This window comes from Polynucleobacter necessarius, from assembly GCF_900095175.1.
In the GTDB taxonomy this organism is placed as follows: Bacteria; Pseudomonadota; Gammaproteobacteria; order Burkholderiales; family Burkholderiaceae; genus Polynucleobacter; species Polynucleobacter necessarius_I.
The window spans coordinates 23144-48330 of record NZ_LT606946.1 but is presented as its reverse complement, the minus strand read 5'-3'; the positions used below and the strand labels follow the sequence as shown (position 1 = coordinate 48330).

General features: G+C 46.6%; 24 protein-coding genes and 3 pseudogenes. 13 read left to right on the top strand and 14 right to left on the bottom strand.

The window, feature by feature from the left end; translation table 11 throughout:
• Positions 1 to 3: 3 nt before the first annotated feature.
• The 9 genes and pseudogenes from mraY to bioB all read right to left on the bottom strand — a co-directional run bounded on the left by mraY (position 4) and on the right by bioB (position 9539).
• The gene (gene mraY / locus DXE44_RS00275; RefSeq protein WP_114651718.1) at positions 4 to 1173 is read right to left on the bottom strand and encodes a phospho-N-acetylmuramoyl-pentapeptide-transferase; all 1170 of its coding nucleotides are present in this window, start codon (positions 1171 to 1173) and stop codon (positions 4 to 6) included.
• Positions 1164 to 2612, bottom strand: coding sequence for a UDP-N-acetylmuramoyl-tripeptide--D-alanyl-D-alanine ligase (locus DXE44_RS00270; protein WP_231970506.1), 1449 nt, complete (start codon positions 2610 to 2612; stop codon positions 1164 to 1166). The genes mraY and DXE44_RS00270 overlap by 10 nt, the downstream gene beginning before the upstream one ends.
• Positions 2609 to 4162 (bottom strand): UDP-N-acetylmuramoyl-L-alanyl-D-glutamate--2,6-diaminopimelate ligase, encoded by a 1554-nt coding sequence (locus tag DXE44_RS00265; RefSeq protein ID WP_197712778.1) that lies wholly within the window; start codon positions 4160 to 4162, stop codon positions 2609 to 2611. Before DXE44_RS00265 ends, DXE44_RS00270 begins: the two co-directional genes overlap by 4 nt.
• Positions 4159 to 5932: pseudogene (locus DXE44_RS00260) on the bottom strand (peptidoglycan D,D-transpeptidase FtsI family protein). Before DXE44_RS00260 ends, DXE44_RS00265 begins: the two are co-directional and overlap by 4 nt.
• Positions 5929 to 6195 carry a cell division protein FtsL gene (gene ftsL / locus DXE44_RS00255; RefSeq protein ID WP_114651716.1) on the bottom strand — a complete coding sequence of 89 codons (267 nt, stop codon included), beginning with the start codon at positions 6193 to 6195 and terminating at the stop codon, positions 5929 to 5931. Before ftsL ends, DXE44_RS00260 begins: the two are co-directional and overlap by 4 nt.
• The gene (gene rsmH / locus DXE44_RS00250; RefSeq protein WP_114651714.1) at positions 6192 to 7142 is read right to left on the bottom strand and encodes a 16S rRNA (cytosine(1402)-N(4))-methyltransferase RsmH; all 951 of its coding nucleotides are present in this window, start codon (positions 7140 to 7142) and stop codon (positions 6192 to 6194) included. Before rsmH ends, ftsL begins: the two co-directional genes overlap by 4 nt.
• 12 nt (positions 7143 to 7154) lie before the next feature.
• The gene (gene mraZ, locus DXE44_RS00245) at positions 7155 to 7583 is read right to left on the bottom strand and encodes a division/cell wall cluster transcriptional repressor MraZ (protein ID WP_114654278.1); all 429 of its coding nucleotides are present in this window, start codon (positions 7581 to 7583) and stop codon (positions 7155 to 7157) included.
• A gap of 274 nt (positions 7584 to 7857) precedes the next feature.
• Positions 7858 to 8487 carry a 2-polyprenyl-3-methyl-6-methoxy-1,4-benzoquinone monooxygenase gene (coq7, locus tag DXE44_RS00240; protein WP_114651712.1) on the bottom strand — a complete coding sequence of 210 codons (630 nt, stop codon included), beginning with the start codon at positions 8485 to 8487 and terminating at the stop codon, positions 7858 to 7860.
• A 14-nt stretch (positions 8488 to 8501) separates the two neighbouring features.
• A complete protein-coding gene (bioB, locus tag DXE44_RS00235) occupies positions 8502 to 9539 on the bottom strand; it encodes a biotin synthase BioB (protein WP_114651710.1) in 1038 nt (345 codons plus the stop codon).
• Between the two features lie 89 nt (positions 9540 to 9628).
• Here bioB and bioA point away from each other — a divergent pair.
• The 5 genes and pseudogenes from bioA (at position 9629) to DXE44_RS00215 (ending at position 14021) form a co-directional block, all read left to right on the top strand.
• Positions 9629 to 10966, top strand: a pseudogene (gene bioA / locus DXE44_RS11265) (adenosylmethionine--8-amino-7-oxononanoate transaminase).
• Positions 10963 to 11253: a hypothetical protein gene (locus DXE44_RS11115; protein ID WP_331851818.1), complete on the top strand. Its 291-nt coding sequence runs from the start codon at positions 10963 to 10965 to the stop codon at positions 11251 to 11253. Before bioA ends, DXE44_RS11115 begins: the two are co-directional and overlap by 4 nt.
• 20 nt (positions 11254 to 11273) lie before the next feature.
• Positions 11274 to 12089: an aminotransferase class I/II-fold pyridoxal phosphate-dependent enzyme gene (locus DXE44_RS00225; protein ID WP_331851849.1), complete on the top strand. Its 816-nt coding sequence runs from the start codon at positions 11274 to 11276 to the stop codon at positions 12087 to 12089.
• Complete coding sequence (gene bioD / locus DXE44_RS00220; RefSeq protein ID WP_114651708.1) at positions 12086 to 12808, top strand: dethiobiotin synthase; 723 nt, start codon at positions 12086 to 12088, stop codon at positions 12806 to 12808. The genes DXE44_RS00225 and bioD overlap by 4 nt, the downstream gene beginning before the upstream one ends.
• Positions 12809 to 12827: 19 nt before the next feature.
• Positions 12828 to 14021 (top strand): M20 aminoacylase family protein, encoded by a 1194-nt coding sequence (locus tag DXE44_RS00215; protein ID WP_114651706.1) that lies wholly within the window; start codon positions 12828 to 12830, stop codon positions 14019 to 14021.
• Positions 14022 to 14043: 22 nt separating this feature from the next.
• Here the strand turns inward: DXE44_RS00215 and DXE44_RS00210 are convergent, their stop codons facing one another.
• The 3 genes from DXE44_RS00210 to apaG all read right to left on the bottom strand — a co-directional run bounded on the left by DXE44_RS00210 (position 14044) and on the right by apaG (position 16500).
• Positions 14044 to 14820: an enoyl-CoA hydratase gene (locus tag DXE44_RS00210; protein WP_114651704.1), complete on the bottom strand. Its 777-nt coding sequence runs from the start codon at positions 14818 to 14820 to the stop codon at positions 14044 to 14046.
• Positions 14821 to 14844: 24 nt separating this feature from the next.
• Positions 14845 to 15999, bottom strand: coding sequence for a murein transglycosylase A (mltA, locus tag DXE44_RS00205; protein ID WP_114651702.1), 1155 nt, complete (start codon positions 15997 to 15999; stop codon positions 14845 to 14847).
• Positions 16000 to 16125: 126 nt separating this feature from the next.
• Positions 16126 to 16500, bottom strand: coding sequence for a Co2+/Mg2+ efflux protein ApaG (gene apaG / locus DXE44_RS00200; RefSeq protein WP_114654277.1), 375 nt, complete (start codon positions 16498 to 16500; stop codon positions 16126 to 16128).
• A 49-nt stretch (positions 16501 to 16549) separates the two neighbouring features.
• On the opposite strand from apaG, the gene rpe reads away from it, so the two are divergent.
• Genes rpe through trpC form a run of 5 tightly spaced genes read left to right on the top strand, consistent with a single transcriptional unit; the run spans position 16550 to position 21192 of the window.
• Complete coding sequence (gene rpe / locus DXE44_RS00195) at positions 16550 to 17275, top strand: ribulose-phosphate 3-epimerase (protein ID WP_114651700.1); 726 nt, start codon at positions 16550 to 16552, stop codon at positions 17273 to 17275.
• On the top strand, positions 17275 to 18780 hold the full coding sequence (gene trpE / locus DXE44_RS00190) for an anthranilate synthase component I (protein ID WP_114651698.1): 1506 nt from the start codon (positions 17275 to 17277) through the stop codon (positions 18778 to 18780). Before rpe ends, trpE begins: the two co-directional genes overlap by 1 nt.
• Positions 18764 to 19330 (top strand): aminodeoxychorismate/anthranilate synthase component II, encoded by a 567-nt coding sequence (locus DXE44_RS00185; RefSeq protein WP_114651696.1) that lies wholly within the window; start codon positions 18764 to 18766, stop codon positions 19328 to 19330. Before trpE ends, DXE44_RS00185 begins: the two co-directional genes overlap by 17 nt.
• A gap of 24 nt (positions 19331 to 19354) precedes the next feature.
• Positions 19355 to 20377, top strand: coding sequence for an anthranilate phosphoribosyltransferase (trpD, locus tag DXE44_RS00180; protein WP_114651694.1), 1023 nt, complete (start codon positions 19355 to 19357; stop codon positions 20375 to 20377).
• Positions 20378 to 20388: 11 nt separating this feature from the next.
• On the top strand, positions 20389 to 21192 hold the full coding sequence (trpC, locus tag DXE44_RS00175; RefSeq protein ID WP_114651692.1) for an indole-3-glycerol phosphate synthase TrpC: 804 nt from the start codon (positions 20389 to 20391) through the stop codon (positions 21190 to 21192).
• On the opposite strand, the gene DXE44_RS00170 is transcribed toward trpC, so the two are convergent.
• Positions 21189 to 21743, bottom strand: coding sequence for a hypothetical protein (locus tag DXE44_RS00170; RefSeq protein WP_114654276.1), 555 nt, complete (start codon positions 21741 to 21743; stop codon positions 21189 to 21191). The two genes, trpC and DXE44_RS00170, sit on opposite strands and share 4 nt — an antisense overlap.
• Before the next feature lie 131 nt (positions 21744 to 21874).
• Here DXE44_RS00170 and DXE44_RS00165 point away from each other — a divergent pair, with 131 nt between their 5' ends.
• Positions 21875 to 22225 carry a hypothetical protein gene (locus DXE44_RS00165; protein ID WP_114651690.1) on the top strand — a complete coding sequence of 117 codons (351 nt, stop codon included), beginning with the start codon at positions 21875 to 21877 and terminating at the stop codon, positions 22223 to 22225.
• 65 nt (positions 22226 to 22290) lie between these two features.
• Here DXE44_RS00165 and ychF read toward each other — a convergent pair whose 3' ends face one another.
• A complete protein-coding gene (gene ychF / locus DXE44_RS00160; RefSeq protein WP_114651688.1) occupies positions 22291 to 23385 on the bottom strand; it encodes a redox-regulated ATPase YchF in 1095 nt (364 codons plus the stop codon).
• Positions 23386 to 23424: 39 nt separating this feature from the next.
• Between ychF and DXE44_RS00155 the strand changes: the two genes are divergently transcribed.
• The gene (locus DXE44_RS00155; RefSeq protein ID WP_114651686.1) at positions 23425 to 24699 is read left to right on the top strand and encodes an FAD-dependent monooxygenase; all 1275 of its coding nucleotides are present in this window, start codon (positions 23425 to 23427) and stop codon (positions 24697 to 24699) included.
• Positions 24683 to 25156 (top strand): annotated as a pseudogene (locus DXE44_RS10865) (DsbC family protein); the annotation flags it as partial. The gene DXE44_RS00155 and the pseudogene DXE44_RS10865, both read left to right, overlap by 17 nt.
• Between the last annotated feature and the right edge of the window lie 31 nt (positions 25157 to 25187).

The window sequence follows — 25187 nt, the reverse complement described above, 5'->3', positions numbered from 1 at the left end:
GGCTTACCTTAATTTCAGGCTGGAGAGGCCAATGAGAACTAATAAAATCGTGATGATCCAGAAGCGAACCACTACCTGTGTTTCGCGCCAGCCACCCAATTCAAAATGGTGATGCAGTGGGGCCATCCTAAAAATGCGACGGCCTTCGCCAAAACGCTTCTTGGTCAATTTGAACCAGAACACTTGCAGCATCACTGAGAGTGTTTCTGCTACGAAAATGCCGCCCATCACAAAGAGCACGATTTCTTGTCGAACAATCACTGCAATAGTTCCAAGTGCGCCACCCAAAGCAAGTGCGCCAACATCACCCATAAATACTTGAGCAGGATGTGTGTTGTACCAAAGGAATGCTAATCCCGCACCACCCATGGCACCACAGAAGATCATAAGCTCACCTGCACCAGGAATGTATGGAAATAACAAATACTTTGCGTAAATTGCATTACCCATTACATAAGCAAAAGCGCCTAGAGCGGCACCAACTAGTATCACCGGCATAATCACTAGACCATCGAGTCCATCTGTGAGATTCACAGCGTTGCTGCTGCCAACAATCACCAAGTAGCTCAGAATGATGAAGCCCATTACACCTAATGGATAGCTCATCTCTTTCATGAAAGGAATAAGCAAGTTTGATTTAGCAGGTAAATCTAAAGCGAAGCCGCTTTTGAGCCAATCAAAGAACAACTGCAAGACTTTAAGGTTATTTACTTCTGATACAGAGAAAGCCAAATAAATTGCGGCAAATAATCCAATCAATGTTTGCCAAAAGAATTTTTCTCTTGAAGCCATGCCCTTAGGATCTTTGCGCGCTACTTTGCGGTAGTCGTCCACCCAACCCACCAGGCCAAATCCAAAAGTCACAATCATCACAATCCAAATAAAGCGATTACTCAGATCAGCCCACAACATGCAGGAGATAAAAATACCCAAGAGAATCAATACACCACCCATTGTTGGGGCGCCTGATTTCACTAAATGGGTTTGTGGGCCGTCTGCACGAACAGCTTGACCCATCTTCAAGGCAGTCAACTTCCGAATAACCCATGGACCAGCCGCTAAGCCAATCAGCAAAGCAGTCACTGTTGCCATTACCGCTCTAAAGGTAATGTAGTTAAAGACTCGGAAAAATCCAAATTCATCCTGCAACCATTGCGCCAATATCAAGAGCATGCTTTAGCCTCCTCTAATAAGGCCTGTACTACACGCTCCATACGCATAAAACGAGATCCCTTAACCAAAATATCTAAGTGCAACTGCTTGTCTAACTCTTGATCTGCCAGTGCTGAATTGAGTTCTGCGAGCAAGCGATCCAAAGTTGTGAAATGAGTAGCCCCGCTAGTAGCTAGAGCCTTCTCTGATTCATTAAATCCTTGCACCGCGAATTTGCACTGCTCGCCGATAGCAAATAACTTAGAGATGCCTTGCTCAGCAGCGTAGACACCGACTTCCTCATGAAACGCGGGGCCTTGATCGCCTACCTCACCCATATCGCCCAGTACCAACCAAGAATTATTTGCAGACTGTTTGAGTGCATCAATAGCAGCCCTAACTGAATCTGGATTGGCGTTGTAACTATCATCAATCAAAGTGCGTCCAGCATTTAAAGGCTTTGACTGCATGCGTCCATTTACTGGAACAAAAGATTCCAGGCCAGCCTTAATCTGCTCCAAACTTAAACCAGCACCCAATGCGACTGCGCTGGCTGCTAATGCATTGCGAACATTGTGGTTTCCCAATGTATTCAGTTGAACCTCAAGCTTGCCAAGATCAGTTGAAATCTCAATTCGCCCACTGGTCAATAACTTACCAACTACAGAGGCTTTGGTTGAAGCAGAATCTGTAGACAAAGCAAAATCAATCACCTTGCGTCCTGCCGCGGCTTGATGCCAAACAACAGAAAATTCAGAGTCTGCCGGAAATACCGCAACACCATCCGCAGAAAGTGTGCTCAAGGTAGTCGCATGTTCTTTTGCAACTGCTTCCACGGTCGACATAAATTCCTGATGCTCGCGTTGCGCATTGTTAATCAGGGCAATATTAGCTTGAGCAATAACAGCTAATTCAGCTGTTTCCCCAGGATAATTCATGCCTAGCTCAATTACTGCCAAGCGATCAGTTGCTCGCATGCGTAGCAAAGTTAAAGGCAGGCCAATATCGTTATTGAAGTTACCTTTAGTGACCAGAGTGCGCTCTTCACCCGCGGCCGCCTTGAAGATTGAAGCAATCATCTCTTTCACAGTAGTCTTACCATTAGATCCAGTTACTAAAGCCACTGGAATAGAAAACTGGGCACGCCACGCCTTTGCCAACGCACCCAAACCCTGTTTAACATCCTGGACACATACCGCAGATAAGCTTTCTGGGCATGCTGTTTTATCACTAATCAGCGCCGCACTTGCTCCTGATGTTGCCACATCGCCCAAGAAATCATGTGCATCGAAACGATCGCCCGACAAAGCAATGAATAATTCGCCGGGCTGAATCTGACGGCTATCGCTGCCAATATGAGAAATAGAAATTCCTTCAGCAGACTTTGCATCAGCATGAATCAACTGGCTGCCTGGCAACATGGCATGCACTTGAGCAAGCGTAGTCATGGGCGTAGTCATAGACTACCTCCTGCCGCCAAACGAATATGCTCTTGATCTGAAAAATCAAATTTTTTGCCACTAATTTCTTGAGTGGACTCATGTCCTTTGCCAGCAACCAGAACAATATCTCTGATATCGGCATGTCTTACCGCGGCCATGATGGCTGCCGCTCTATCAGGCAGCGCTTGCACATTTGATAGGTCGCCTGACATACCAGCTTCAATCATGGCAATAATAGAACCCGGATCTTCAGATCGGGGGTTATCACTCGTAATCACAACATGATCAGCAAACTCTTGCGCTGCACGACCCATTTGGGGGCGCTTACCAATATCTCGATCACCACCGCAACCAAAGACACACCATACTTTTCCACCTCGTTGATTTGCAATGGGGCGTAATGCAGTTAATGCTTTAGTAAGGGCATCCAATGTATGTGCATAGTCCACAACAATTAATGGGCCCTCAGTTCTTTGCGCTTTATTCAAACGAATCAATTCCATGCGACCAGGAACAGCACTCAGTTTGCTCATGCGCTTAGAGGCCTCGCTCGGACTCAAGCCTTGAGACAACAGAACCGTCCAAACAGCAAGGCAATTACTTAAATTGAATTCACCTAATACTGCAAGCTGGACAGCGCTTGAGCCTAAGGCATCACAGTTGAATTGTGATTCATAGCCGGCAGTTGTAAACAAGGTGTTTTCTGCATGAGTACGCTTCAGACGATCGCCAAATTTTTCAAATCCAGCAAATGCATTGCCGCTTAATGCGTAGCCCCATACTTCAGGACCGCCAACAGCAAGCAGTTTCATTGCTAATTCGCGCCCAAATGCATCGTCAAAATTGATGATGACATTTTTAAGCTCAGGTAGCTGAAACAGCTTAGCTTTTGCCTCTGCGTACTCACCCATCGTGCCGTGATAATCCAAGTGATCTTGAGTCAAATTGGTAAACACAGCCGCACGTACATCCAAACCAGTAACCCGATCTTGATCAAGCGCATGAGAGGAAATTTCTATAGCGACTTGCTGAGCACCTTTGTCAAGCAATTCTTTCAATTGAGTTTGTAAACGTGGTGCATCTGGGGTGGTGTAGCCGGTCTGAATTAATGCCCCTGGAAATCCAGCTCCCAAGGTGCCCAGTACGGCCGCCCGATGATTGGCTTCATCTAAAGCTTGCGCCAGCCATTGTGTAATACTAGTTTTGCCATTAGTGCCAGTAACGCCAATAACGTTGAGCTGTTTACTTGGGTAGTCATACCACTCAGCACAGAGTTCTCCAGCTAAGCTGGATAAGCCTTCAATCGCAAAACACTCTGGTCGATCCAAGTACTCATTAGCAACGCCATCAGCAGGATCAAATACCACTGCTGCAGCTCCATTTGCTAAAGCAGCTGCAATGTATTCACGGCCATCTCGCAAGGCATTGCCATGACCAACAGGATATGCAAAGAATATATCGCCAGATTGAATTTGACGACTATCAGCAGTGACTTTTGCATCTGCCGATGTGAGATCACGTAAATGCGAGATCAAGAGATGGGGTTCGATGTTCACCATTGCCATCATCTTTTTAAAACCACTGCATTTGATTTAACTGCAGCACTCTGAACTTCTCCAGGATTTTTATCCTGAAGTGCCACCTGCTTAAGATTGCTATCTGGTAATACATTCAAAGCACGAAGAGTTTCGCTCACGATAGTAGAAAACACTGGTGCTGCAACATCACCACCGTAGTGACTACCACCAGTTGGCTCATCAATCATGACGGCGACCACAATGCGTGGCGCACTAATTGGTGCAAGACCTGCAAAGTAGGCACGGTATTTATTAGCGTAGCTCTTGCCTACTACTTTATGTGCTGTCCCTGTTTTTCCGCCAACTCGATAACCTTCAGCTTGCGCCTTAATGGCTGTACCGCCAGGCTCTGTTACTGACTCCATCATGTTGCGCATTTCAATCGCAGTTTTCGCAGAAATAATATGCGTACCAGGCTTGAAATCTGGACTACGTTCAATCGTAAGAGGGACCAATTCGCCATCACGAGCAAAGATGGTGTAAGCACGAGCTATCTGAAAGAGTGAACCTGAAATCCCGTAACCAAATGCAATCCGCGCCTGATCCGTTGGCATCCACTTTTTATAAGGATGAACCGTGCCAGCAACAGCGCCAGGGGAAACCGATCTTCGGAGCTTGACCCAAACCAACAGATGTATAGAAATTCCACATCTCTTCTGCGGTTAAATTATTCATCGCAATTTTAGCCGTTCCAATATTGCTTGATTTTTGAATGATTTGAGAAACAGTTAAATTGCCATATGGATGGGTATCTGTAACTGGCTTTGGTCCGACCAAATATTTAGCGCCAATCGTCATATTGGTATTCGGGGCAATGACACCTTTTTCCAAGGCAATTGCAACAGTCAATGGCTTCATGGTTGAGCCTGGCTCAAAGATATCAGTCAAAACACGATTACGTAACTGCTCACCTGTTAACTTTTTACGATCATTTGGGTTATAGCTTGGGTAATTTGCTAATGCCAAGATCTCCCCGGTATGCGTATCTAGGACTACCGCACCACCAGCGCTTGCACGGTATTGCTCGACTGCATTCTTGACAGCGTTATAGGCCAGAAACTGAATCTTGCTATCAATCGAGAGCTGTAAATCTTTACCGTTTTGTGGCAACTGCAAAATTGCAACGTCTTCGACCACACGACCAAGGCGATCTACCACTACGCGACGAGCACCTGGATGTCCAGCTAAGTCTTTTTCTCTAGAGAGTTCCATGCCTTCTTGGCCACGATCCTCTACATTAGTAAAGCCAACGACGTGCGCCATTGCTTCACCCTCTGGATAAAAGCGGCGATATTCGTTGTTCAAACCAATACCCGGAATTTCTAATTGCTTAATCTTCTGCGCCACTTCTGGATCCACTTGACGCTTCAAGAAAATCTGCTTACGCTCTTCCTTTAGCTTTCTTCGTAACTGGGATTCGCTAATCTGCAATAGGCTTGCTAACTTCTTCACTTTTTCGGCAGCCAAATCATCAGGCACCGTATCGTTATAGGCTATAACTGACTTCGCCTCCAAACTCGTAGCAATCACTTGACCATTGCGATCTAAGATTTTTCCTCGGGAAGCAGGCAACTCCAACTCACGTTGTGTACCGCGAACACCTTTGGCTTCATAGAAAGCATTTCCTGGACCCTGAATCCAGAAGGCACGTATCAGCAACAACATAAATACGAAGAACAACATAAACAGCATCAGGCGTGACCGCCACATTGGCAGACGCAATACTAAATTTGGCGTAGTTGAAAAACCTACCGGCCTCATCTAGTCTCCTTCAAATACAAAGTACGTTCAGGAGATATCGGGACCATATGCAACTGATTGCGAGCAACATCGCGAATCCGTGCAGACTTTGAAAGGTTGCGCTGCTCATACTCTAAACGCAACCAATCTTGATTGAGCTTGCGCTCTTCAATTTGTGCGCGCTCCAAGGAGATAAATAATTTACGTGCACGCTGCTGTGCTGCAACCAAAGACAGGGCGCAGACTAACAACAAAACGAGTAATGTCAACGTGGCGCGATTCAAGCGAATTCTCCTGCGCGTTTTTCTGCGACACGCATGATGGCAGAACGAGCGCGAGGGTTCTCTTGAGCCTCCTCATCACTTGGTTTAACGCGCCCAATAATCTCTAGGGCACTTTGCGGCAAATCTCGATCGCGAACAGGCAAGCCACGTGGCACTTCAACTTTGGCGTGGGACTGCAGAAACTGCTTCACAATGCGGTCTTCTAGCGAGTGGAAACTAATGACCGCCAAACGTGCGCCTGGCTTTAACAAACTTAGCGCCGCTTTTAATCCAAGCTCTAAATCTTCTAATTCACGATTAATAAAAATTCGGAGTGCCTGGAAAGTTCTAGTAGCTGGATCTTGTCCAACCTCTCTTGTGCGAACGACGCTGGCAACCAAGCTCGCCAATTGCAAAGTTGTTTTAGGCGACAAACCTTCCTCTCGCTTAGCTACGATAGCTTTTGCGATCTGAAATGCAAAACGCTCTTCACCATAAGTCTTAATCACACGCGTGATGTCCTCTTGTGATGCTTGCTCTAACCATTCTGCCGCCGTCAAACCATGATCGGTATTCATGCGCATATCGAGTGGGCCATCTTTGCGAAAGGAAAACCCGCGATGTGCTTCGTCCACTTGTGGAGAGCTGATTCCCAGATCCAACAAAATTCCATCGACGGACTCTGGCTCCGCGTACTGATCCATCTGCGCAAAACTGTCGTGCACGATTCGTAAACGTGGATCGTTGATTTTTTCCGCGACTGCGATCGCATCCAAATCCTTGTCGAAGGAAATCATTCGCGCGCTCGGAGGCAATTGTGAAAGCAGCGCTTGCGTATGACCGCCACGCCCAAAGGTTCCATCGATCAAGAGTAGATTTTTTGATGCTTCGGGAGAGGTGATGCGTGGGCCACTGATCAGCGCCGTCACCGCCTCGGCCAGTAATACTGGGCGATGAGTTATGTTCATGGCACCCTGTCATCAAAAATTAAATTGCTTCAGAGCTTCAGGCATACCTTGTGCAATGGCAGCCTGTTCTTTTGCAGCGTAAGTAGCGGCGTCCCACAACTCGAGATGACTACCCATGCCGAGTAGCATCACTTCTTTTTCAATGCCAGCAGCTGATCGCAACTCTGGGCTCACCAAAATTCTTCCTGCGCTGTCTAAATCCACTTCCGCAGCATTACCAAGGAAGATTCGACGCCACCAATGGGCATCCATCGGCAATTGCGCTACACGTGAATGGAAGGTTTCCCACTCAGGACGAGGAAACAACAGGAGGCATCCATCAGGGTGTTTTGTGAGCGTAATGCGGCCCTCACCTTGAACTAACAAGGCATTACGATGCTTTGCCGGCACAGACATGCGGCCTTTTGCATCTAAATTGAGAGCTGACGCACCTTGAAACACCATTTACCCCACTTTTTCACACTTCCTCCCACTTTAGAGGATCGCAATAAGAGGGTCAAGTGTTTTTGGGTAATTTTTTAGCAATTTTCCTAGTGATTACAAACACTTAGCGTCATGTGTTGATAAAATGGTGCGTATAAAAATGCTACTTGAAACAACGGCTTGGAAAATATACTTAAGAATAGGTCTTAGCTATTTAGTCCAATAATGGATAAATATACTGTATTAATAAACAGTATTCTAAATAAAAATATACAAAATAAATAATTTAGGACTAGATTTTGTAAGCAGTTCTTGTCATGACTTTAGACATCGCCCACATCAACTTCTGAATCGGCCCCGGTAAGACTTCTCCACCCACTAAAATTGCAGCCTGTCCATGCTCGATTTCGTCGATGCGCATTTGATCAACTATGGCACGAGAACGCTCATCTTCAACGGGCAATTTTTCGAGATGACTCTCCAGGTGATTCTCTACTTGCTTTTCAGTTTCAGCAACAAATCCCAGGCTCCACTTATCGCCCGCTAAGCCCGCAGCCAAGCCGATTGCAAAGGATCCTGCATACCAAAGTGGGTTGAGATAACTAGTGTGTGAACCTAGCTCTTGGAGGCGTGTTTCGCACCAAGCTAAATGGTCCATTTCCTCTTGGCCAGAGTGATCCAGCATCTGCCGAATTTGAGGATTGCAGGCCACTAATTTTTGCGATTGATAGAGGGCTTGGGCGCAGACTTCACCCACATGATTGACGCGCATTAAACCTGCGGCATGCTCCCGATCTTTTGCATCTAATAAAGCAGTAGATTGCTTATCTGAACCCGGGGTTGGACGATGGGCATGAGCACCCCCTACTACAGAGCGTAAAGCTGTATCAAACTCAATAATGAAGCGATCAATCAAGGCCATGGGGGTTTTAAAGACTAGACTAGAACCTCAGCTTTGCAGCTTTGCTTGGTCTTTAAACCCAACTCGGCCAATAGCTCACGGTCTTGCTCTGCCTCGGGATTACCGGTAGTGAGTAGTTGCTCACCATAGAAGATAGAATTCGCACCGGCTTGGAAGCACATTGCCTGCACTGCCCTGCCGAGCTCTTGGCGACCAGCTGACAAACGCACGCGTGCACGCGGCATGGTGATTCGGGCCACTGCAATAGTTCTCACAAACTCCAATGGGTCCAAAGGTTTCTGATCTGCCAAAGGGGTTCCAGCAACTGGAACCAAGTGATTAATCGGCACTGACTCTGGATATGGGCTTAAATTGGCCAGACGGGCCAGAAATGCTGCGCGCTGTTCACGAGACTCGCCCATACCCACAATGCCGCCACAACACACTGACATGCCTGCAGCACGTACATTAGAAATCGTATCTAAACGGTCTTGGTATCCACGGGTGGAAATGACTGAGCAATAGAAGTCCTCGCTGGTATCCAAATTGTGGTTATAAAAGTCCAAACCGGCCTCCTGAAGCGCTTGAGCCTGATTAGCCTCCAACATCCCCAGTGTGGCGCAGGTTTCTAAGCCCAAGGCCTTTACACCCTTAATCATGGCGGTGACTTTTTCAATATCACGGTCTTTAGGCTCTCGCCAAGCAGCGCCCATACAGAAACGGTTCGATCCTGCGGCTTTAGCAGCCTTAGCGGCCTCCAGAACCTCATCCAGATCCACCAGCTTATTCGCTTTGACGTCGGTGTCATAACGAGCTGCCTGTGGGCAATAGCCACAATCCTCAGGGCAGCCACCGGTCTTGATTGACAAAAGCGTAGCCAGCTCCACATCGCCATCAGGGAAGTTGGCGCGATGGGTTTCTTGCGCCCTGAACATTAATTCACTAAATGGGAGGACAAATAAAGCCTCAATCTGGGCTACAGACCTAGCACCCGAAGCGTCGACCTCTTTATGCAAATCTTTTTGAGACTTGACTTGAGTGAGGGGTTTTTCGGTAGTTTGGGTGGCCTGCATGGTCGAATTCCAGAAAATAGATCAATTCAAGGCATAAACATAACAGATACAGGCCTAAATTAGGAAAAACTAGTGGTCAAATACCAAACATGAAGCTTATTTCTGATCCAAATCAAACCTCGCTGGTTGATCGCAGCCTAGATGCCGTATGGCATCCCTGCACTCAGATGAAGCATCACGAATCATTGCCATTACAAAAGGTAAGGGTGCTTGGTTGTTTGATGACAAGGAAAATACACTACTCGATTGCATCAGCTCATGGTGGACCAATCTTTTTGGTCACTCCAATCCACGCATTAACCAAGCCCTTACGAGTCAACTGGAGAAAATTGAGCATGTCATGCTCGCCGGATTCACCCATCCGCCAGTAGTTGCTCTCTCCGAGAAATTGTCCGCTTTAACTCAAGGCCATTTGGGTCATGTGTTTTTTGCATCTGATGGCGCCTCAGCAGTAGAGATTGCCTTAAAGATGAGTCATCACTACTGGCGATTGAATAATCAGCCTCAAAAGAAAAAATTTGTCTGTCTAGAAAATGGTTACCACGGAGAAACTTTAGGCGCCTTTGCAGTAACGGATGTTGCAATCTTTCGCGAAGCATACGGTTCACTCTTACAAGATGTTTTCACTGCGCCCTCACCTGATGCGCGTAAAGCAAAGCCTGATGAAAGTGCCGAAGACGTTGCTAGACAAGCTGCTAAAAAATTAGAGGGGCTACTGGAAGCGGAGCATCGCCATATTGCCGCCATCATTGTGGAACCACTCGTTCAATGTGCCGGGCAGATGGCGATGTACTCTCCAGAATATTTACGCCTAGTCAGATCACTTTGTGATCGCTACAACATTCATTTGATCGCCGATGAAATTGCAGTGGGCTGCGGTCGATCAAGAAAGTTTTTTGCTTGCGAACATGCGGGGATTTGGCCAGACGTTCTTAACGTTGTCCAAAGGTATTAGTGGCGGCTACCTGCCGTTGTCACTCTCCATGACGACTGACAAAATTTATCGCGCTTTTTATGGCGATCAAATGCAACAAGGTTTCTTGCACTCACACTCCTATACAGGCAATCCATTGGCATGCGCTGCAGCGCTTGCGTGTCTAGAGATTTTTGAAACTGAATCTGCTCTCGAAAAAAATCTTGAACGCAGTAAAGATCTTACCAAGGCATTTGCCTGGGCAAAAGCAGATCCTCGAATTGAACATTGGCGCCAGCAGGGAATGGTCTTAGCCTTTGATATCAAACCTGAATCACTAAAAAATCCTGCTACGTTTTCACGAGAGATGTTTTCAGCATGTCTTAAAGAGGGCTTACTCATCAGACCCATTGGCAACACGATTTATGTGATGCCACCGTACATCCTCACCACTGAGGAAGCAATTCAAATGGGCACTTCTGTACAAAAAGCTCTCAATCAGGTGCTGGCATGAGTACAAAATTTGCCGCTCGAGAGATGGCGACTCAACAGATTGCCGATCTAGATGAGCAATTGCTGAGACGCAAACTGCGCACTACCGAGTCACCCTGTGACACCAAGGCTCGCGTTGGTCAGCGAGAACTGAAAGCAGTTTGTAGCAATGACTATTTGGGACTAGCAAATCATCCTGGATTGGTTTCTGCGCTTGCAGAAGGCGCAAAATTATACGGGGTTGGTAGCGGCGCATCCCACTTAATTAGCGGTCACAGCATTGCGCATGACTTGCTTGAAAAAAATTAGCCGCCTGTGAAGGCAAGCATATTCCCGATGCAAGAGCGCTGTTCTTTAGCACCGGCTATCTTGCAAACATCAACGCCATTACTGGAATTTCTAGGCTTGCTGAGCAAGGTCAAGCCAGCATTTATTCTGCCAAACTCAATCATGCCTCTTTGATTGATGGCGTACGCCTAACTAGCGCACAAACGAAAGCCAAGATAAATTTATTTGATCACCAAAATCTTGACTTGCTAGAAGAAGCATTAAAGCAAGACACTCTGCCACTGAAATTAATTGTGGTTGATGGTGTCTTCAGCATGGATGGGGATATTGCACCCGTAGAAAAACTACTCCATATCGCCGAACAATATGATGCACTCTTAATGGTCGATGATGCCCACGGATTTGGCGTGCTTGGCGAACAAGGCCACGGTATTTTGGAGCAAGCAGACGTACATTCAGAAAGAATTATTTATGTCGGCACACTTGGCAAGGCAGCTGGTGTGAGCGGTGCTTTTATTTGTGCAGCTGCACCGTTTATTGAGTGGCTCATCCAAAAGGGGCGCCCTTATAAGTTGATTCAGATTTGGAATGAGGAGATGAATTTCTCAAGGTGGGAAAAAACCCCTTCATCTACCCCCATTCAGCCAGTAATTTTAGGAAGTAACGCTAATGCATTAGCGGCAGCCAAACTCTTAGATGAAGCAGGTTATTGGATCCCCGCAATCCGCCCACCCACGGTACCAGTTGGTAACTCTCGGTTGCGTATTACCTTTTCCGCAAACCATAGCGCTGATGATTTACGTGAACTGATTAAGACATTGAAGTCTATTGAGAAACACGTAGAAAGTAATTTATGACGATCAATACCTCTACTAGCTTTTTTGTAACAGGCACCGATACTGAGGTTGGTAAAACTTTAGTTGCCGGCGCGCTCATTCTGAAACTGAGAGAAACAGGTATCAGCGCAGTCGGCTTTAAACCTGTCGTTGCTGGAACCTATATTGATACTAGCGGTCAAAAATTCAACGAGGATTTAGAGACATTACGCATTGCTTCAGGATTAAATTCTCAAGAACAAAGTCTTTGTCCTTACGTTCTCGATCAAGCAGCAGCACCCCACCTTGTTGCCAAAAAGAATGGTGTTTACCTAGACTCCTCCATCATTTTGGGTGATTTGCATTCACTAAATCAAAAATTTGAGGCGGTTGTTGTTGAGGGGGCTGGTGGATTTTTAGTTCCTTTAAATGAACAAGAAGATTTAGGCGATCTCGCTCAGGCAATCGATTTACCAGTCATCCTCGTTGTAGGCATGCGTTTGGGCTGCATTAATCACGCCCTACTCACTTGTGAAGCAATTCAGTCTCGCCAGTTAACGATTGCCGGCTGGGTAGCGAATACGCTTTCAGAGGAGATGTCTCTGCTGGAAGAAAATATTCAAACCCTAAAAGACCGAGTTTTTGCACCATTTTTAGGCATCATTCCCACCCTTCCTCAACAGCTTCATAAACCAAATAATGCCCCCTACTCCATAGAGACCTTAGAATTTGCTGCAGGGCATATAAATCTGCCAGAGTAAATTCAGATAAGATGAAGTTATGCGATTACTTCCAGAAATCATCGACTCCGCATCAGCCATTCAAGAGATTCGTCGCAATATTCATGCGCATCCAGAATTACGCTTTGAAGAAAACCGCACCTCTGATCTTGTAGCTGAAGCACTTTCGAGTTGGGGGATCACGGTTTATCGTGGCCTTGGCAAAACCGGGGTCGTCGGCAAACTTGATGGTGACTTAGGTCCAGGCAAGATGATTGGTTTGCGTGCTGATATGGATGCGCTGCCATTACAAGAACACAATACCTTTGAACATGCTTCAAAGAATCCTGGGAAGATGCATGCCTGTGGGCATGATGGCCATACAGCAATGCTCTTGGGTGCCGCTCAATATCTGTCCAATCATCGCGAATTCAAAGGCACAGTCATTTTCATTTTTCAGCCAGCTGAAGAAGGTGGTGCTGGCGCGCAAGAAATGATTAACGATGGGCTATTTAAACAATTTCCTTGTGATGCTGTTTTTGGTCTACACAACTGGCCAGGGCTTGCTGAAGGACATTTTGGCGTGACCTCTGGCCCGATGATGGCTTCCAGCAATATCTTTGAAATCACCATTCGTGGCAAAGGCGGTCACGCTGCTTTGCCACATAACAGCGCTGATCCAGTGCTTACAGGCGCTCAAGTTGTACAAGCCCTACAAAGCATCATTACGCGCAATAAACGTCCAGTGGATGCCGCAGTATTATCAGTCACACAGTTCCATGCGGGTGAGACTAGTAACGTCATTCCGGATAGCGCTTTTATCGGCGGAACCGTTCGCACATTCACCATCGAGGTGCTAGATTTAATTGAGCAACGTTTACGAGAAATTTCTCATAACGTAGCAAGTGCCTTTGATTGCCAAGCAGAAATTAGCTTTGCTCGAAACTACCCTCCGCTCATTAACCATGACAAGGAAGTTGAATTTGCCAGTGAAGTGATAAGCGAATTAGTTGGAGCACAAAACGTCAATACCTCAATCGATCCCACGATGGGCGCAGAGGACTTTGCATTCATGTTGCTGGAGAAGCCTGGCTGCTATGTATTCTTAGGTAATGGTGATGGTGATCACCGTGCAGTAGGTCATGGCATGGGCCCATGCCATCTTCACAATCCTTCTTATGACTTCAATGACGTACTGATCCCAGTAGGCGTCAGCTACTGGGTCAAGCTAGCGCAACGCTACTTAGAAAAATAATTCAGCCTGAGAAGTAAACTTTTTATGAGTTTGTAAATTTTGCTGGGCGCTTTTCTATGAAAGCTGCCATACCTTCTTTTTGATCGTTTGTTGCAAAGCAAGTGTGGAACAAACGGCGCTCAATATGAATTCCTTCTGAAAGCGTTGTTTCATAAGCAGTATTAATTGCTTCTTTCACCATCATTGCAGTCAGTAATGGCATGTCTGCAATTGTCTTGGCAATTGCTTTGACTTTTTTTAGCAAATCCGCTTGAGGGAAAATGCGGGCAACCAGGCCAGAGCGCTCAGCCTCAGCAGCATCCATCATACGACCCGTTAAAGCCAAATCCATCGCTTTTGCTTTTGAAACTGCACGCGGCAAACGCTGAGTACCACCAGCACCAGGGATGATTCCTAACTTCACTTCCGGTTGTGCAAACTTAGCGCTGTCAGCGGCCATGATGGTGTCGCACATCATCGCTAACTCACATCCACCCCCTAGGGCATAACCAGATACCGCTGCAATCACTGGCTTACGTACTTTTCTAATCTCTTCCCAATTACGAGAGATAAAGTCGCCGCGATAGACGTCCGCAAATCCATACTTCGCCATTGTGGCGATATCAGCACCAGCGGCAAATGCTTTTTCACTACCAGTCACAATAATGCATCCAATATTGTCATCCGCATCAAAACTCAATAACGCTACACCTAACTCATCCATCAACTCATCGTTCAGGGCGTTTAATACTTGCGGGCGATTAAGGGTAATGATGGCAACCCTGCCATCCACTTCAGTCAATATGGTGTTGTAAGTCATCGATCTCTTTCAAAAATGATTTGTTCAGCGCGGCAACAATAACCACATCTTGCCAGCTTGCTTCATACGTCCAGCTAATTCACCTGCAGCATCCCCTGATCCCCAATAGTAATCCGCTCGCACCCCACCCACAATGGCTTTACCTGTATCTTGCGCCATCACTAATTTTTGTAAGGTTTGACTACTCAAAGGTCTAGTCGTACTCAAAAATACCGGGGCGCCCAAAGGCATAGCCTTCAAATCAATAGCAATGCTGCGCTCTGCTGTTAAAGGCACACCCAATGCACCATTAGGACCCAGATCAGCGCTAACATTACCTGGCAACTCTTTAAAGAATACAAAGCGAGGATTGACATTGAGCATCTCCTCTACCTGGCCTGGGTTACGTTTAGCCCACGCACTAATACCCTGCATAGTGGCCTGACTGCGATTAATTTCTTTACGGTCTAGCAACCACTGCGCAAATGACTTAAAGGGTTGGTTATTGGTGCCGGCATAACCAAGTCGCAATACGCGCCCATCTTCTAAACGAATTTTTCCAGAGCCTTGGATTTGCATAAATGCGGCAGCGACAGGATCCTGTACCCAGGCAATTTCAGAACCCTTCAGCACTCCAGAGCTCATCAGTTCTGCACGCACTGGTGCAGGATTTGACTTAGAACCTCTCCAAGCCTTTGGAAGACCGTACAAGGGAACGGTATAAGTGGCAGTTCGAGTCTGCGAGCCACTCATGACAGGCTCGTAATAACCCGTTATCAACCCAGAATCTTTGCCAGTAGCGCTGTTGCTTACTTCATATACTTGAAAATTCCCCTCAAAATATTCGCGAATCGCACGTCCATCTCGACCTGAAACGCTACTGGCTTGAGCGCATACCTGACGCCAGTTAACTTCACTATTACGCTTACGCAAGGCATCACAACTCTTGAGCCAAGCCGGCCAAGCCTGCGTTAAATCATCCCCTTGCCAACCAGGCAAGTCTTGCCACGAAGCTGATCGAAAGCTAGCAATTGAGGAGCTATAGGAGGATGGGGCGCCACCGCCAGAGCGGTAGCCAAATCCTCGGGTAGGAGGTGTAGAGCAAGCTGTCAATAAGCCAGCAATTGCTAGAACGAATACACTGCAAGCAAGGATTCGCGGGGTTTTCTTGCGACTTATTAATTTGAATATAGAAATCATGATTGCCAACTTACTCGATGAATACCCCATGATCTTATTTGCCGTGGAGGGTGGCATTGCTTTAGCCCTCCTGCTCTTTATTGTCCTTTGGACTGGTAAGGGCAAAAAATAATGTTTTTTGAGAGCCTAGTGCAAGGTTCTGGGCATCACTAGGGCAAATTCGGGGATGGGGGCCTGGAAAAACTGAGCCTCCTCAGTCACGCAGAAGTATTCTCCGCGCATCGTGCCAGTCGGCGTCGGTAAAGTTGCCCAGCTGGTGTATTCAAACTGCTCACCCGCCCGCAGAAGCGGCTGTTGCCCTACAACCCCCAGGCCACGGACTTCCTGAACATCATTATCCCCATCAGTAATGAACCAATGGCGGGCAATGAGCTGAATACTGGCCGTGCCAGTATTTCGAATGGTGACGGTATACGCGAACGCAAACTGGCGGTTATCGGGGTCAGACTGGTCGGGCAAATACTGGGTTTTGACCGTAATGCTGATTTCATGAGGATTCATGCTCGAATTCTGCTCCATCCTAAGGCCAACTGCAAGCTAGAATCCAGGGATGGATAGCCAGAAATCACCCTCAAATAGCCAGTTTGTCATCGCCCCCTCTATTTTGTCGGCTGACTTTGCCTGCCTGGGCAAAGAAGTTCAAGATGTTCTCTTGGCGGGCGCCGACTGGATTCACTTTGATGTGATGGACAACCATTACGTTCCAAACCTCACTATTGGACCCTTGGTGTGCGAGGCAATTCGTCCACACGCGACAAAAAATGGCAAACCAGCCATGATCGACGTCCACTTAATGGTTGAACCGGTCGACCGCCTCATTCCTGATTTTGCAAAAGCAGGAGCAAACCTCATTAGCTTTCACCCAGAGGCGAGCCCTCATGTGGATCGCACTATTAATTTAATTCGTGATCAAGGATGTCAGGCAGGGCTAGTGTTAAATCCTGCATCACCACTACATCACTTAGATCACACCCTAGAACTACTCGATCTCGTTTTGCTAATGTCTGTGAATCCAGGCTTTGGTGGGCAATCATTTATTCCAAGCACTCTGAGTAAGATTGCTCAAGTTCGTGCACGACTAGATCGCTATCAACAAGAAACTGGTCGACACATTCGCCTAGAGGTAGATGGCGGCATTAAAGTCGATAACATTGCAGAGGTAGCTAAGGCTGGTGCAGATACATTTGTTGCTGGCTCCGCAATCTTTGGCAAAGAAAATTATGCTGACGTAATTAAAGCGATGCGCGCAGAACTAGCCACGCCAGGAAAAGCGTAATGCAGCACGAAGAATTTCTTGCCCTAACTAAACAGGGTTTCAATCGCATTCCATTGGTGAAAGAAGTTTTAGCCGACCTAGAGACACCGCTCTCGCTGTACGTCAAACTTACCCAAGCATTTGGACAAAAGAATACTTACCTACTTGAGTCTGTTTTAGGTGGCGAGCGCTTTGGTCGCTTCTCCTTTATTGGTCTTCCTGCTAAAACTGTTTTAAGAACGGTTGGCACACCAACGGCACCACTGACTGAAGTTTTATTCAATGACAAAGTCATTGAAACCAATCGCGACAATCCACTCGACTTTGTTGATGCTTATTTCAAGCGCTTCAAGGTGGCGGTTCAACCTGGTCTCCCACGCTTCTGTGGCGGACTTGCAGGCTACTTTGGTTACGACACGGTTCGCTATATTGAATCTCGCTTAGCAAAACATAAGTTGCCAGATGAATTGGATGTGCCTGATATTCAACTAATGCTCACAGAAGAGTTGGCAGTGATTGATAATGTTGCAGGTCGTATTTATTTAATTGTCTATGCAGACCCAAGCGTTACCGATAGTTATGAAAAGGGTCAAGCTCGATTAAAAGAATTGCTTGCGTGCTTAAGCAAACCTGTAAGCATGCCTGCTTCATTACCGAACACCAAAACAGAGTTGATCCGTAAGTTCAGGGCGGCTGATTTTGAAAATGCTGTTCTCAAAACCAAAGAATATATTTTGGCTGGCGATTGCATGCAGGTCGTCATTGGCCAGCGTATTAGCAAGCCATTCACAGATTCACCGCTTGCCCTCTATCGCGCATTACGCTCTCTGAATCCATCACCGTATATGTACTTCTATGACTTTGGTGATTTGCAGGTCGTGGGTTCATCACCAGAAATCTTGGTGCGCCAAGAGCAACGCGAGAGTCAGAAGATTGTGACAATTCGCCCTCTAGCGGGCACACGCCCTCGCGGCGTAAATCCTGAAGAAGATGAGCGTCTTGCTAAAGAGCTACTTGCAGATCCAAAAGAGATTGCCGAGCATGTCATGTTGATTGACTTAGCTCGTAACGATGTGGGTCGTATCGCAAAAACAGGCACAGTCAAAGTGACTGATTCGATGTCGATCGAAAAATATTCCCATGTACAGCACATCGTTAGCTCGGTTGAAGGTGAATTGCTAGACAATATGAGCAATATGGATGTTCTACGCGCAACCTTCCCTGCTGGCACTTTATCGGGTGCCCCAAAGATTCGGGCAATGGAAATTATTGATGAGATGGAAATTGTGAAACGCGGCGTCTATGGAGGCGCAGTTGGCTATCTTTCTTTCTCTGGCGATATGGATGTAGCAATTGCCATTCGCACTGGCGTGATTCGTGATGGTGTATTGCACTCCCAGGCTGGTGCTGGTGTAGTTGCAGACTCCGACCCCACTGCCGAGTGGAAAGAAACAGAAGCCAAAGCACGCGCGGTATTAATGGCTGCAGACTTAGTACGGGGAGGACTCGATGCTCCTCATGATTGATAACTACGATTCATTTACCTACAACCTCGTTCAGTATTTTGCAGAACTGGGTGAAGAGGTCAAAGTCTTCCGCAATGATGAAATTTCCGTTGATGAAATTGCCAAAATCAATCCTGCACGCATTTGTATTTCACCAGGGCCTTGTAGTCCGGCAGAGGCAGGGATTTCTGTAGCGACGATCCAACGCTATGCTGGACAGATGCCTATCCTAGGCGTCTGTCTTGGACACCAAGCGATTGGTGAAGCATTCGGCGGCAAGATTATTCGCGCCCAAAAAGTCATGCATGGCAAAACAGATGGTATTCATCACACTGGTGTTGGCGTTTTCAAAGACTTACCAAACCCATTTAAGGTGACGCGTTATCACTCTCTCGCCATTGAGAAGAGCTCGCTGCCCGCAGTTCTTGAAGTAACAGCCACATCCTCGGATGGCGAGATCATGGGTGTCCGACATAAAGAACTCGCAGTAGAAGGTGTGCAATTTCATCCTGAGTCCATTCTTTCGGAGCATGGCCATGCGCTGTTGAAGAATTTTCTCCAAGCCAAATAACTTAATAGCAATAAGTCGACCCACATGTCCATTACTCCACAGCAAGCATTGCAACGTTGCATTGAACATCGCGAGCTCTTTCATGATGAGATGACTGCAATGATGCGTCTAATCATGAGCGGTGAGATGCCGCCGACCTTGGTTGCAGGACTACTAGTTGCCCTGCGGACGAAAAAAGAAACTGTTGGTGAAATTGCCGCAGCCGCTCAAGTCATGCGGGAATTTGCCACTCCAGTAATCGTTGAGGATAGAAAAAACTTAGTGGATGTGGTGGGCACTGGCGGCGACGGAGCTCACACCTTCAACATTTCTACTGCTGCCATGTTTGTGGCGGCAGCTGCCGGAGCCAAAATTGCTAAGCACGGCAATCGTAGTGTCAGCAGCAAATCCGGAAGCGCAGATATTCTGGAGTCTCTAGGCGTAAAACTATCACTTTCCCCAGAGCAAGTAGCGAAATGTATTTCAGAAGTGGGGGCAGGCTTTATGTTTGCGCCCAATCATCACCCTGCCATGAAGAATGTTGTGCCGATTCGTAAAGATTTGGGCGTGCGCACGATATTCAATATCTTAGGACCGCTTACTAACCCGGCAGATGCTAAACGCATTCTGATGGGCGTATTTCATGCTGACTTAGTCGGCATCCAGGCGCATGTATTGCAAGCCATGAGCATGGACCACGCACTCGTTGTATATGGCCGCGATGGTTTGGATGAGATTTCTCTTGAAGGTCCTACCCTCGTAGGCGAATTAAAAGATGGTCAGGTCCGTGAATATGAGATTCATCCAAAAGACTTTGGCTTGAACACTGCGCCGACCAATAGCTTTAAGGTGGCTGATGCTGAAGAATCTAAGGCCGTTGTTTTAGATGTACTCAATAAAACTCCTGGCCCAGCGAGCGACATTGTTTGCCTCAATGCTGGAGCAGTGCTGTATGTAGCGGATGTAGCCCCGAGTATTGCTAGCGGCATTCAGATGGCCCAAGCAGCCATTGCATCTGGCGCTGCCCGTCACAAGCTGGACCAATTTGTAGCCGCAACCCAAAACTAATTAAGATCTTCATGAGCGATATCCTCGACAAAATTGTTGCCACCAAGAAGATTGAGGTAGCTGCTGATTCAAAAAAAATCTCTTTAGGCAATCAACGTGATCAGGCGGAAGAAAATAATCGTGACGCCCTTTTAAAGCCACGTGGTTTTATTCGGTCTATCGAACAAAAAATTGCAGTAGGTAAAGCGGGTGTGATTACCGAGATTAAGAAAGCGAGTCCCAGCAAAGGAATCTTGCGCGAAAATTTTCAGCCAGCTGAAATTGCTCAGTCCTATGAAAAAAATGGTGCGGCCTGTCTATCCGTTCTCACCGATAGAGATTATTTCCAGGGGGCGAATGCCTATCTTCAGGCTGCAAGAGCTGCTTGTAGCATTCCTGTATTACGCAAAGACTTTACGATTGATCCATACCAAGTCTATGAAGCAAGGGCGATTGGTGCTGATGCGATTTTATTAATTGTGGCCTGCCTTGAACTCAATCAAATGAAAGAGTTGGAAGCTTGTGCACATGAGCTGGGCCTAGATGTGCTTGTTGAGGTACATAACGCACCTGAACTAGAGCAAGCCCTTGAATTAAAGACACCGCTACTCGGTATTAATAATCGCAATCTGAAAACCTTTGAAGTTACCCTGCAAACCACCTTATCTTTACTATCAATGGTACCAACAGGTAAAACTTTGGTTACCGAGTCTGGAATCATGACTCGCGCTGATGTGCAACTCATGCGCGATCATCAGATCAATGCATTCTTAGTAGGCGAGGCGTTCATGCGAGCCAATGATCCGGGCGCAGCTTTAAGTGAATTATTTAATTAGACTGCTCTTGAGGTCTTTAAGAGATCTAGGCTGTACTTAATTAAAGCAATAAGCAACACCGTTCCAAGTACATCACCTAGGAACATGACAACAAAGTGATTAAAGCTTCCGGCCCCATCAAGCCCTCTCAGCGCAAACCACCATTGATGCAGGCCAGCACTTAAGAGCGCATAAATCAAAATACAAACAGCCAATTTAGGTAAACTCAAATCACTGAGATCTGGTGAAATTTTGATATTGCTCGCAACAAATAGTTTTGCGAGGTAAGGCGAAAATCCTGAAATCAACCCCACCCCAATACAAGTAGTGAGATCGGGTGGAAATTGCCCAAAATAACAAATCATGAAAGATGCGAGCGCAATTCCAATGGCGCCTGATAAGCCAAAGATAAGTGTCAGAAATAATCGTAAGCCAGCTGGAAGGTAGATCCAATTCACCCCAAGACCATATTCAAGGTGTGCTGTAAGCCAAGCATTTACATAAAAGAGGCTTGAGTAGGTGATCGCGCTCACCAAAAACCCAGTCATCTGCTCAGAGAGTATTCTTTTCATGACTACTGGCATGGTTATTTTTAAAATATTAAGTCATACTACCAGCCAATTAATTTGGGAATATACTCACATTAACCCTTAAGCCAATAGCTTATTAGGTTTTAGTACCTTTTAAACTAACTGAAAAAGAAATGTCGACCACCAAATCCTCCTGCTACATCCGTTTCTTAAATCTAATTGACGTTCTTGACCGTATCAATCCTGGGAAAAAACTCGACTCTATTGAAGAAAGTCTTTTAGACAAAATTATTTTGAGCTTTCATGCCAAGCAATCGATTTTGGTTGGTGGCCTGATTTCTCTCTCTGATTTGGAATCCCAGGCGACCCTACATGGACGACTCAAGAATCTGAGCGCTATGGGCTATATCAAGATGGCAGCGAATGAAGATGGGCGCAAAAAAGAAGTGGTTCCCAGCAAGATGGCTATCAAACGCTATGAAGAAATTTCTAAGTGTCTTGCAAAGGCTGTTAAAGAAAACTAATTCAAGCTCAAGAAAATAAAAAAGCCCTTATCACTAAGGGCTTTTTACCTTTGGAGGTGCTGTTTTTAGACGTTAAACAGGAAATTTAAAACATCACCGTCTTTAACTACATACTCTTTACCCTCAGCACGCATCTTTCCAGCCTCCTTGGCACCAGACTCACCCTTGAATTGAATAAAGCCCTCAAAAGCAATGGTTTGCGCACGAATAAAGCCGCGCTCAAAATCTGTATGAATGACTCCGGCAGCCTGCGGAGCAGTATCGCCTTGGTGAATTGTCCAGGCGCGAACTTCTTTAACGCCAGCTGTAAAGTAGGTCTGTAGTCCTAACAACTTATAGCCTGCACGAATCACGCGATCCAATCCAGACTCTTCCATACCGAGGTCCGCCAAGAACTCAGCTTTGTCAGCATCATCCAAATCAGCAATCTCGGCTTCGATTGCGGCACATACCGCAACCACTGGCGCACCCTCTTTAGCTGCATGCTGAATCACTGCCTCTAAATGCGGATTATTGTCAAAGCCGTCTTCTTTGACGTTAGCGATATACATCGCAGGCTTTGCGGTAATTAAGCATAGTGGCTTTAAAAGCAAATTTTCTTCGTCAGTCAGTTTCAAGCTGCGGACAGGCTGAGCTTGATCTAAATGGGCTTGTACCTTAGTCAGTACAGCCACGAGAGCTGCCGCCTCTTTGTCATTCCCTGACTTAGCAGCTTTACTGGAGCGTTGAAGGGTTTTTTCAACGGTCGTTAAGTCAGATAAGGCTAGCTCAGTGTCGATAACTGCGATATCCGAAATCGGGTCAATCTTGCCGGCCACGTGGATCACGTTGGCATCCTCAAAACAACGAACCACATGGGTAATGGCGTCAGTTTCACGAATATTGGCTAAGAATTGGTTTCCCAGACCCTCACCTTTGGAGGCTCCAGCAACCAAGCCCGCAATGTCGACAAATTCGACAGCCGCAGGCAGGATGCGCTCGGGCTTGACGATCTCAGCCAAAGCGGCAAGACGGGGGTCGGGAATCTCAACCACACCCACATTAGGCTCGATCGTGCAGAAAGGATAGTTTTCCGCCGCGATTCCAGCCTTGGTAAGCGCGTTAAAGAGGGTAGATTTGCCGACGTTAGGCAGGCCGACGATGCCACATTTCAAAGACATAGCCGTATTGTAAAGGGCTAGTTTCGATATCATCGAGATATGTCAGAAGTTCAACAAAATTCCTCCGCTAAGCTGCCTAAAAATGCCTCCCAAATCCGGGGGGTTGATGTCGTCGTGGTGGGTGGAGGCATAGCAGGCAAGGCTTGCGCATTGGGTCTAGCCCAGCTTGGACTTCAAACCATTCAAATTGCCCCCGACCTAGGGCAAGCAGTTCCCGCACCCCAGGGTAATCAATGGGGACAACGCATTTACGCCTTTTCTCCTAGCACCCAAAAATTACTTGCCCATCTTCAGGTTTGGGATGCCATAGATCACAATCGCTTGCAGCCTGTAAGAGACATGCGGATTTATGGTGATCGCGGAGAAAAACGGGATCAACTCCATCTATCCGCTTTTGAGGCGGGCACACCCCAGTTAGCCTGGATTGGTGAATCGAATGTGATCGAGCACACTCTAGATCAAGCCTCACGCTTCCAAAATAAATTAGAGCGCATCAGCGATGCAGTTGACAGTATTGAAGTAGATCCGGATGGGGTAACCCTGCATCTCTCAAATGGATCCACCCTACGTACTCAACTCGTCATTGCTGCAGATGGTGCCAACTCACCCATTCGCACTGAGCTGGGTATTTCCACAAAAGAAGAAAGTTATTCACAAAGTGCCATGGTGGCCAATTGGATTTGCAGTAACGCACATCTCGAAACTGCCTACCAATGGTTTTTGCCAGGGGGCGATATTGTGGCTATGCTGCCATTACCGAATAAACAAGTTTCGATGGTGTGGTCTACCTCACCAGAAAATGCGGCGGAACTTTTAAAGCTTGATCAAGCGATGTGGACTGACAAGCTTTGCTCGATCGCTACTGGTGCAGTAGTCTCTCAACTTGGAGAGCTGATTCTCAATTCAACGCCAGCTGCTTTCCCACTCAGAAGAATTCGTGCCAATCGCTTTATTGGTCCTGAAGATAATCCTAAGGTTGCACTAATTGGTGATGCTGCTCATGTGATGCATCCCTTGGCCGGTCAAGGCTTGAACCTGGGATTAAGGGATGTGGCAACTCTACTCAATATCTTGAGTCAACGTGAATCCTTCCGACTGCCAAACGATAGAGTTTTATTACGTCGCTACGAGCGCCAACGTCAAGGCGATACCGGCGCTCTACTCTGGGTGACCGACAAACTGAAGAAACTATTCTCCGCAAGCAGCGGTTCAGAGAAGCAACTGCGCAACTGGGGACTGGGCATGGTCAATCGTAGTCACTTTATTAAACGACGCCTGATTGAACGCGCCCTTGGAGATGCTGATTTTGAATAAACTATTTCTTACTCTCGCATTCGCCTGCTCTCTCAGCCTATTAGCAGGACTGGCTAATGCGCAGTCGGAACAACAAGTCCGATCTGAGCTGCAAAAAAAGATTGGGCCAAACACGAAAATTAAAGGCGTCTCTCAATCGCCTATTCCCGGCATTTACGAGATCTTGGTTGGAAATAATGTGTTTTACACCGATGCGAATAGCAAATATTTAATCCAAGGTGAAATCATTGAGATCGCTACAGGAAAAAATATTACCGAACAAAAACAGGCAGATCTGAATCGCATTAAGTGGTCTGAACTCAATTTATCAAATGCATTAAAAGCAGTTCGTGGCAATGGCAGTCGACAGCTTGCTATTTTTTCCGACCCCAATTGCGGCTACTGCAAGCGTTTAGAAAAATCTTTACAGCAGCTGGATAACGTTACTGTTTATACCTACTTAATTCCGATTCTGTCAGCTGACTCTGCACAGAAATCTAAACAAATTT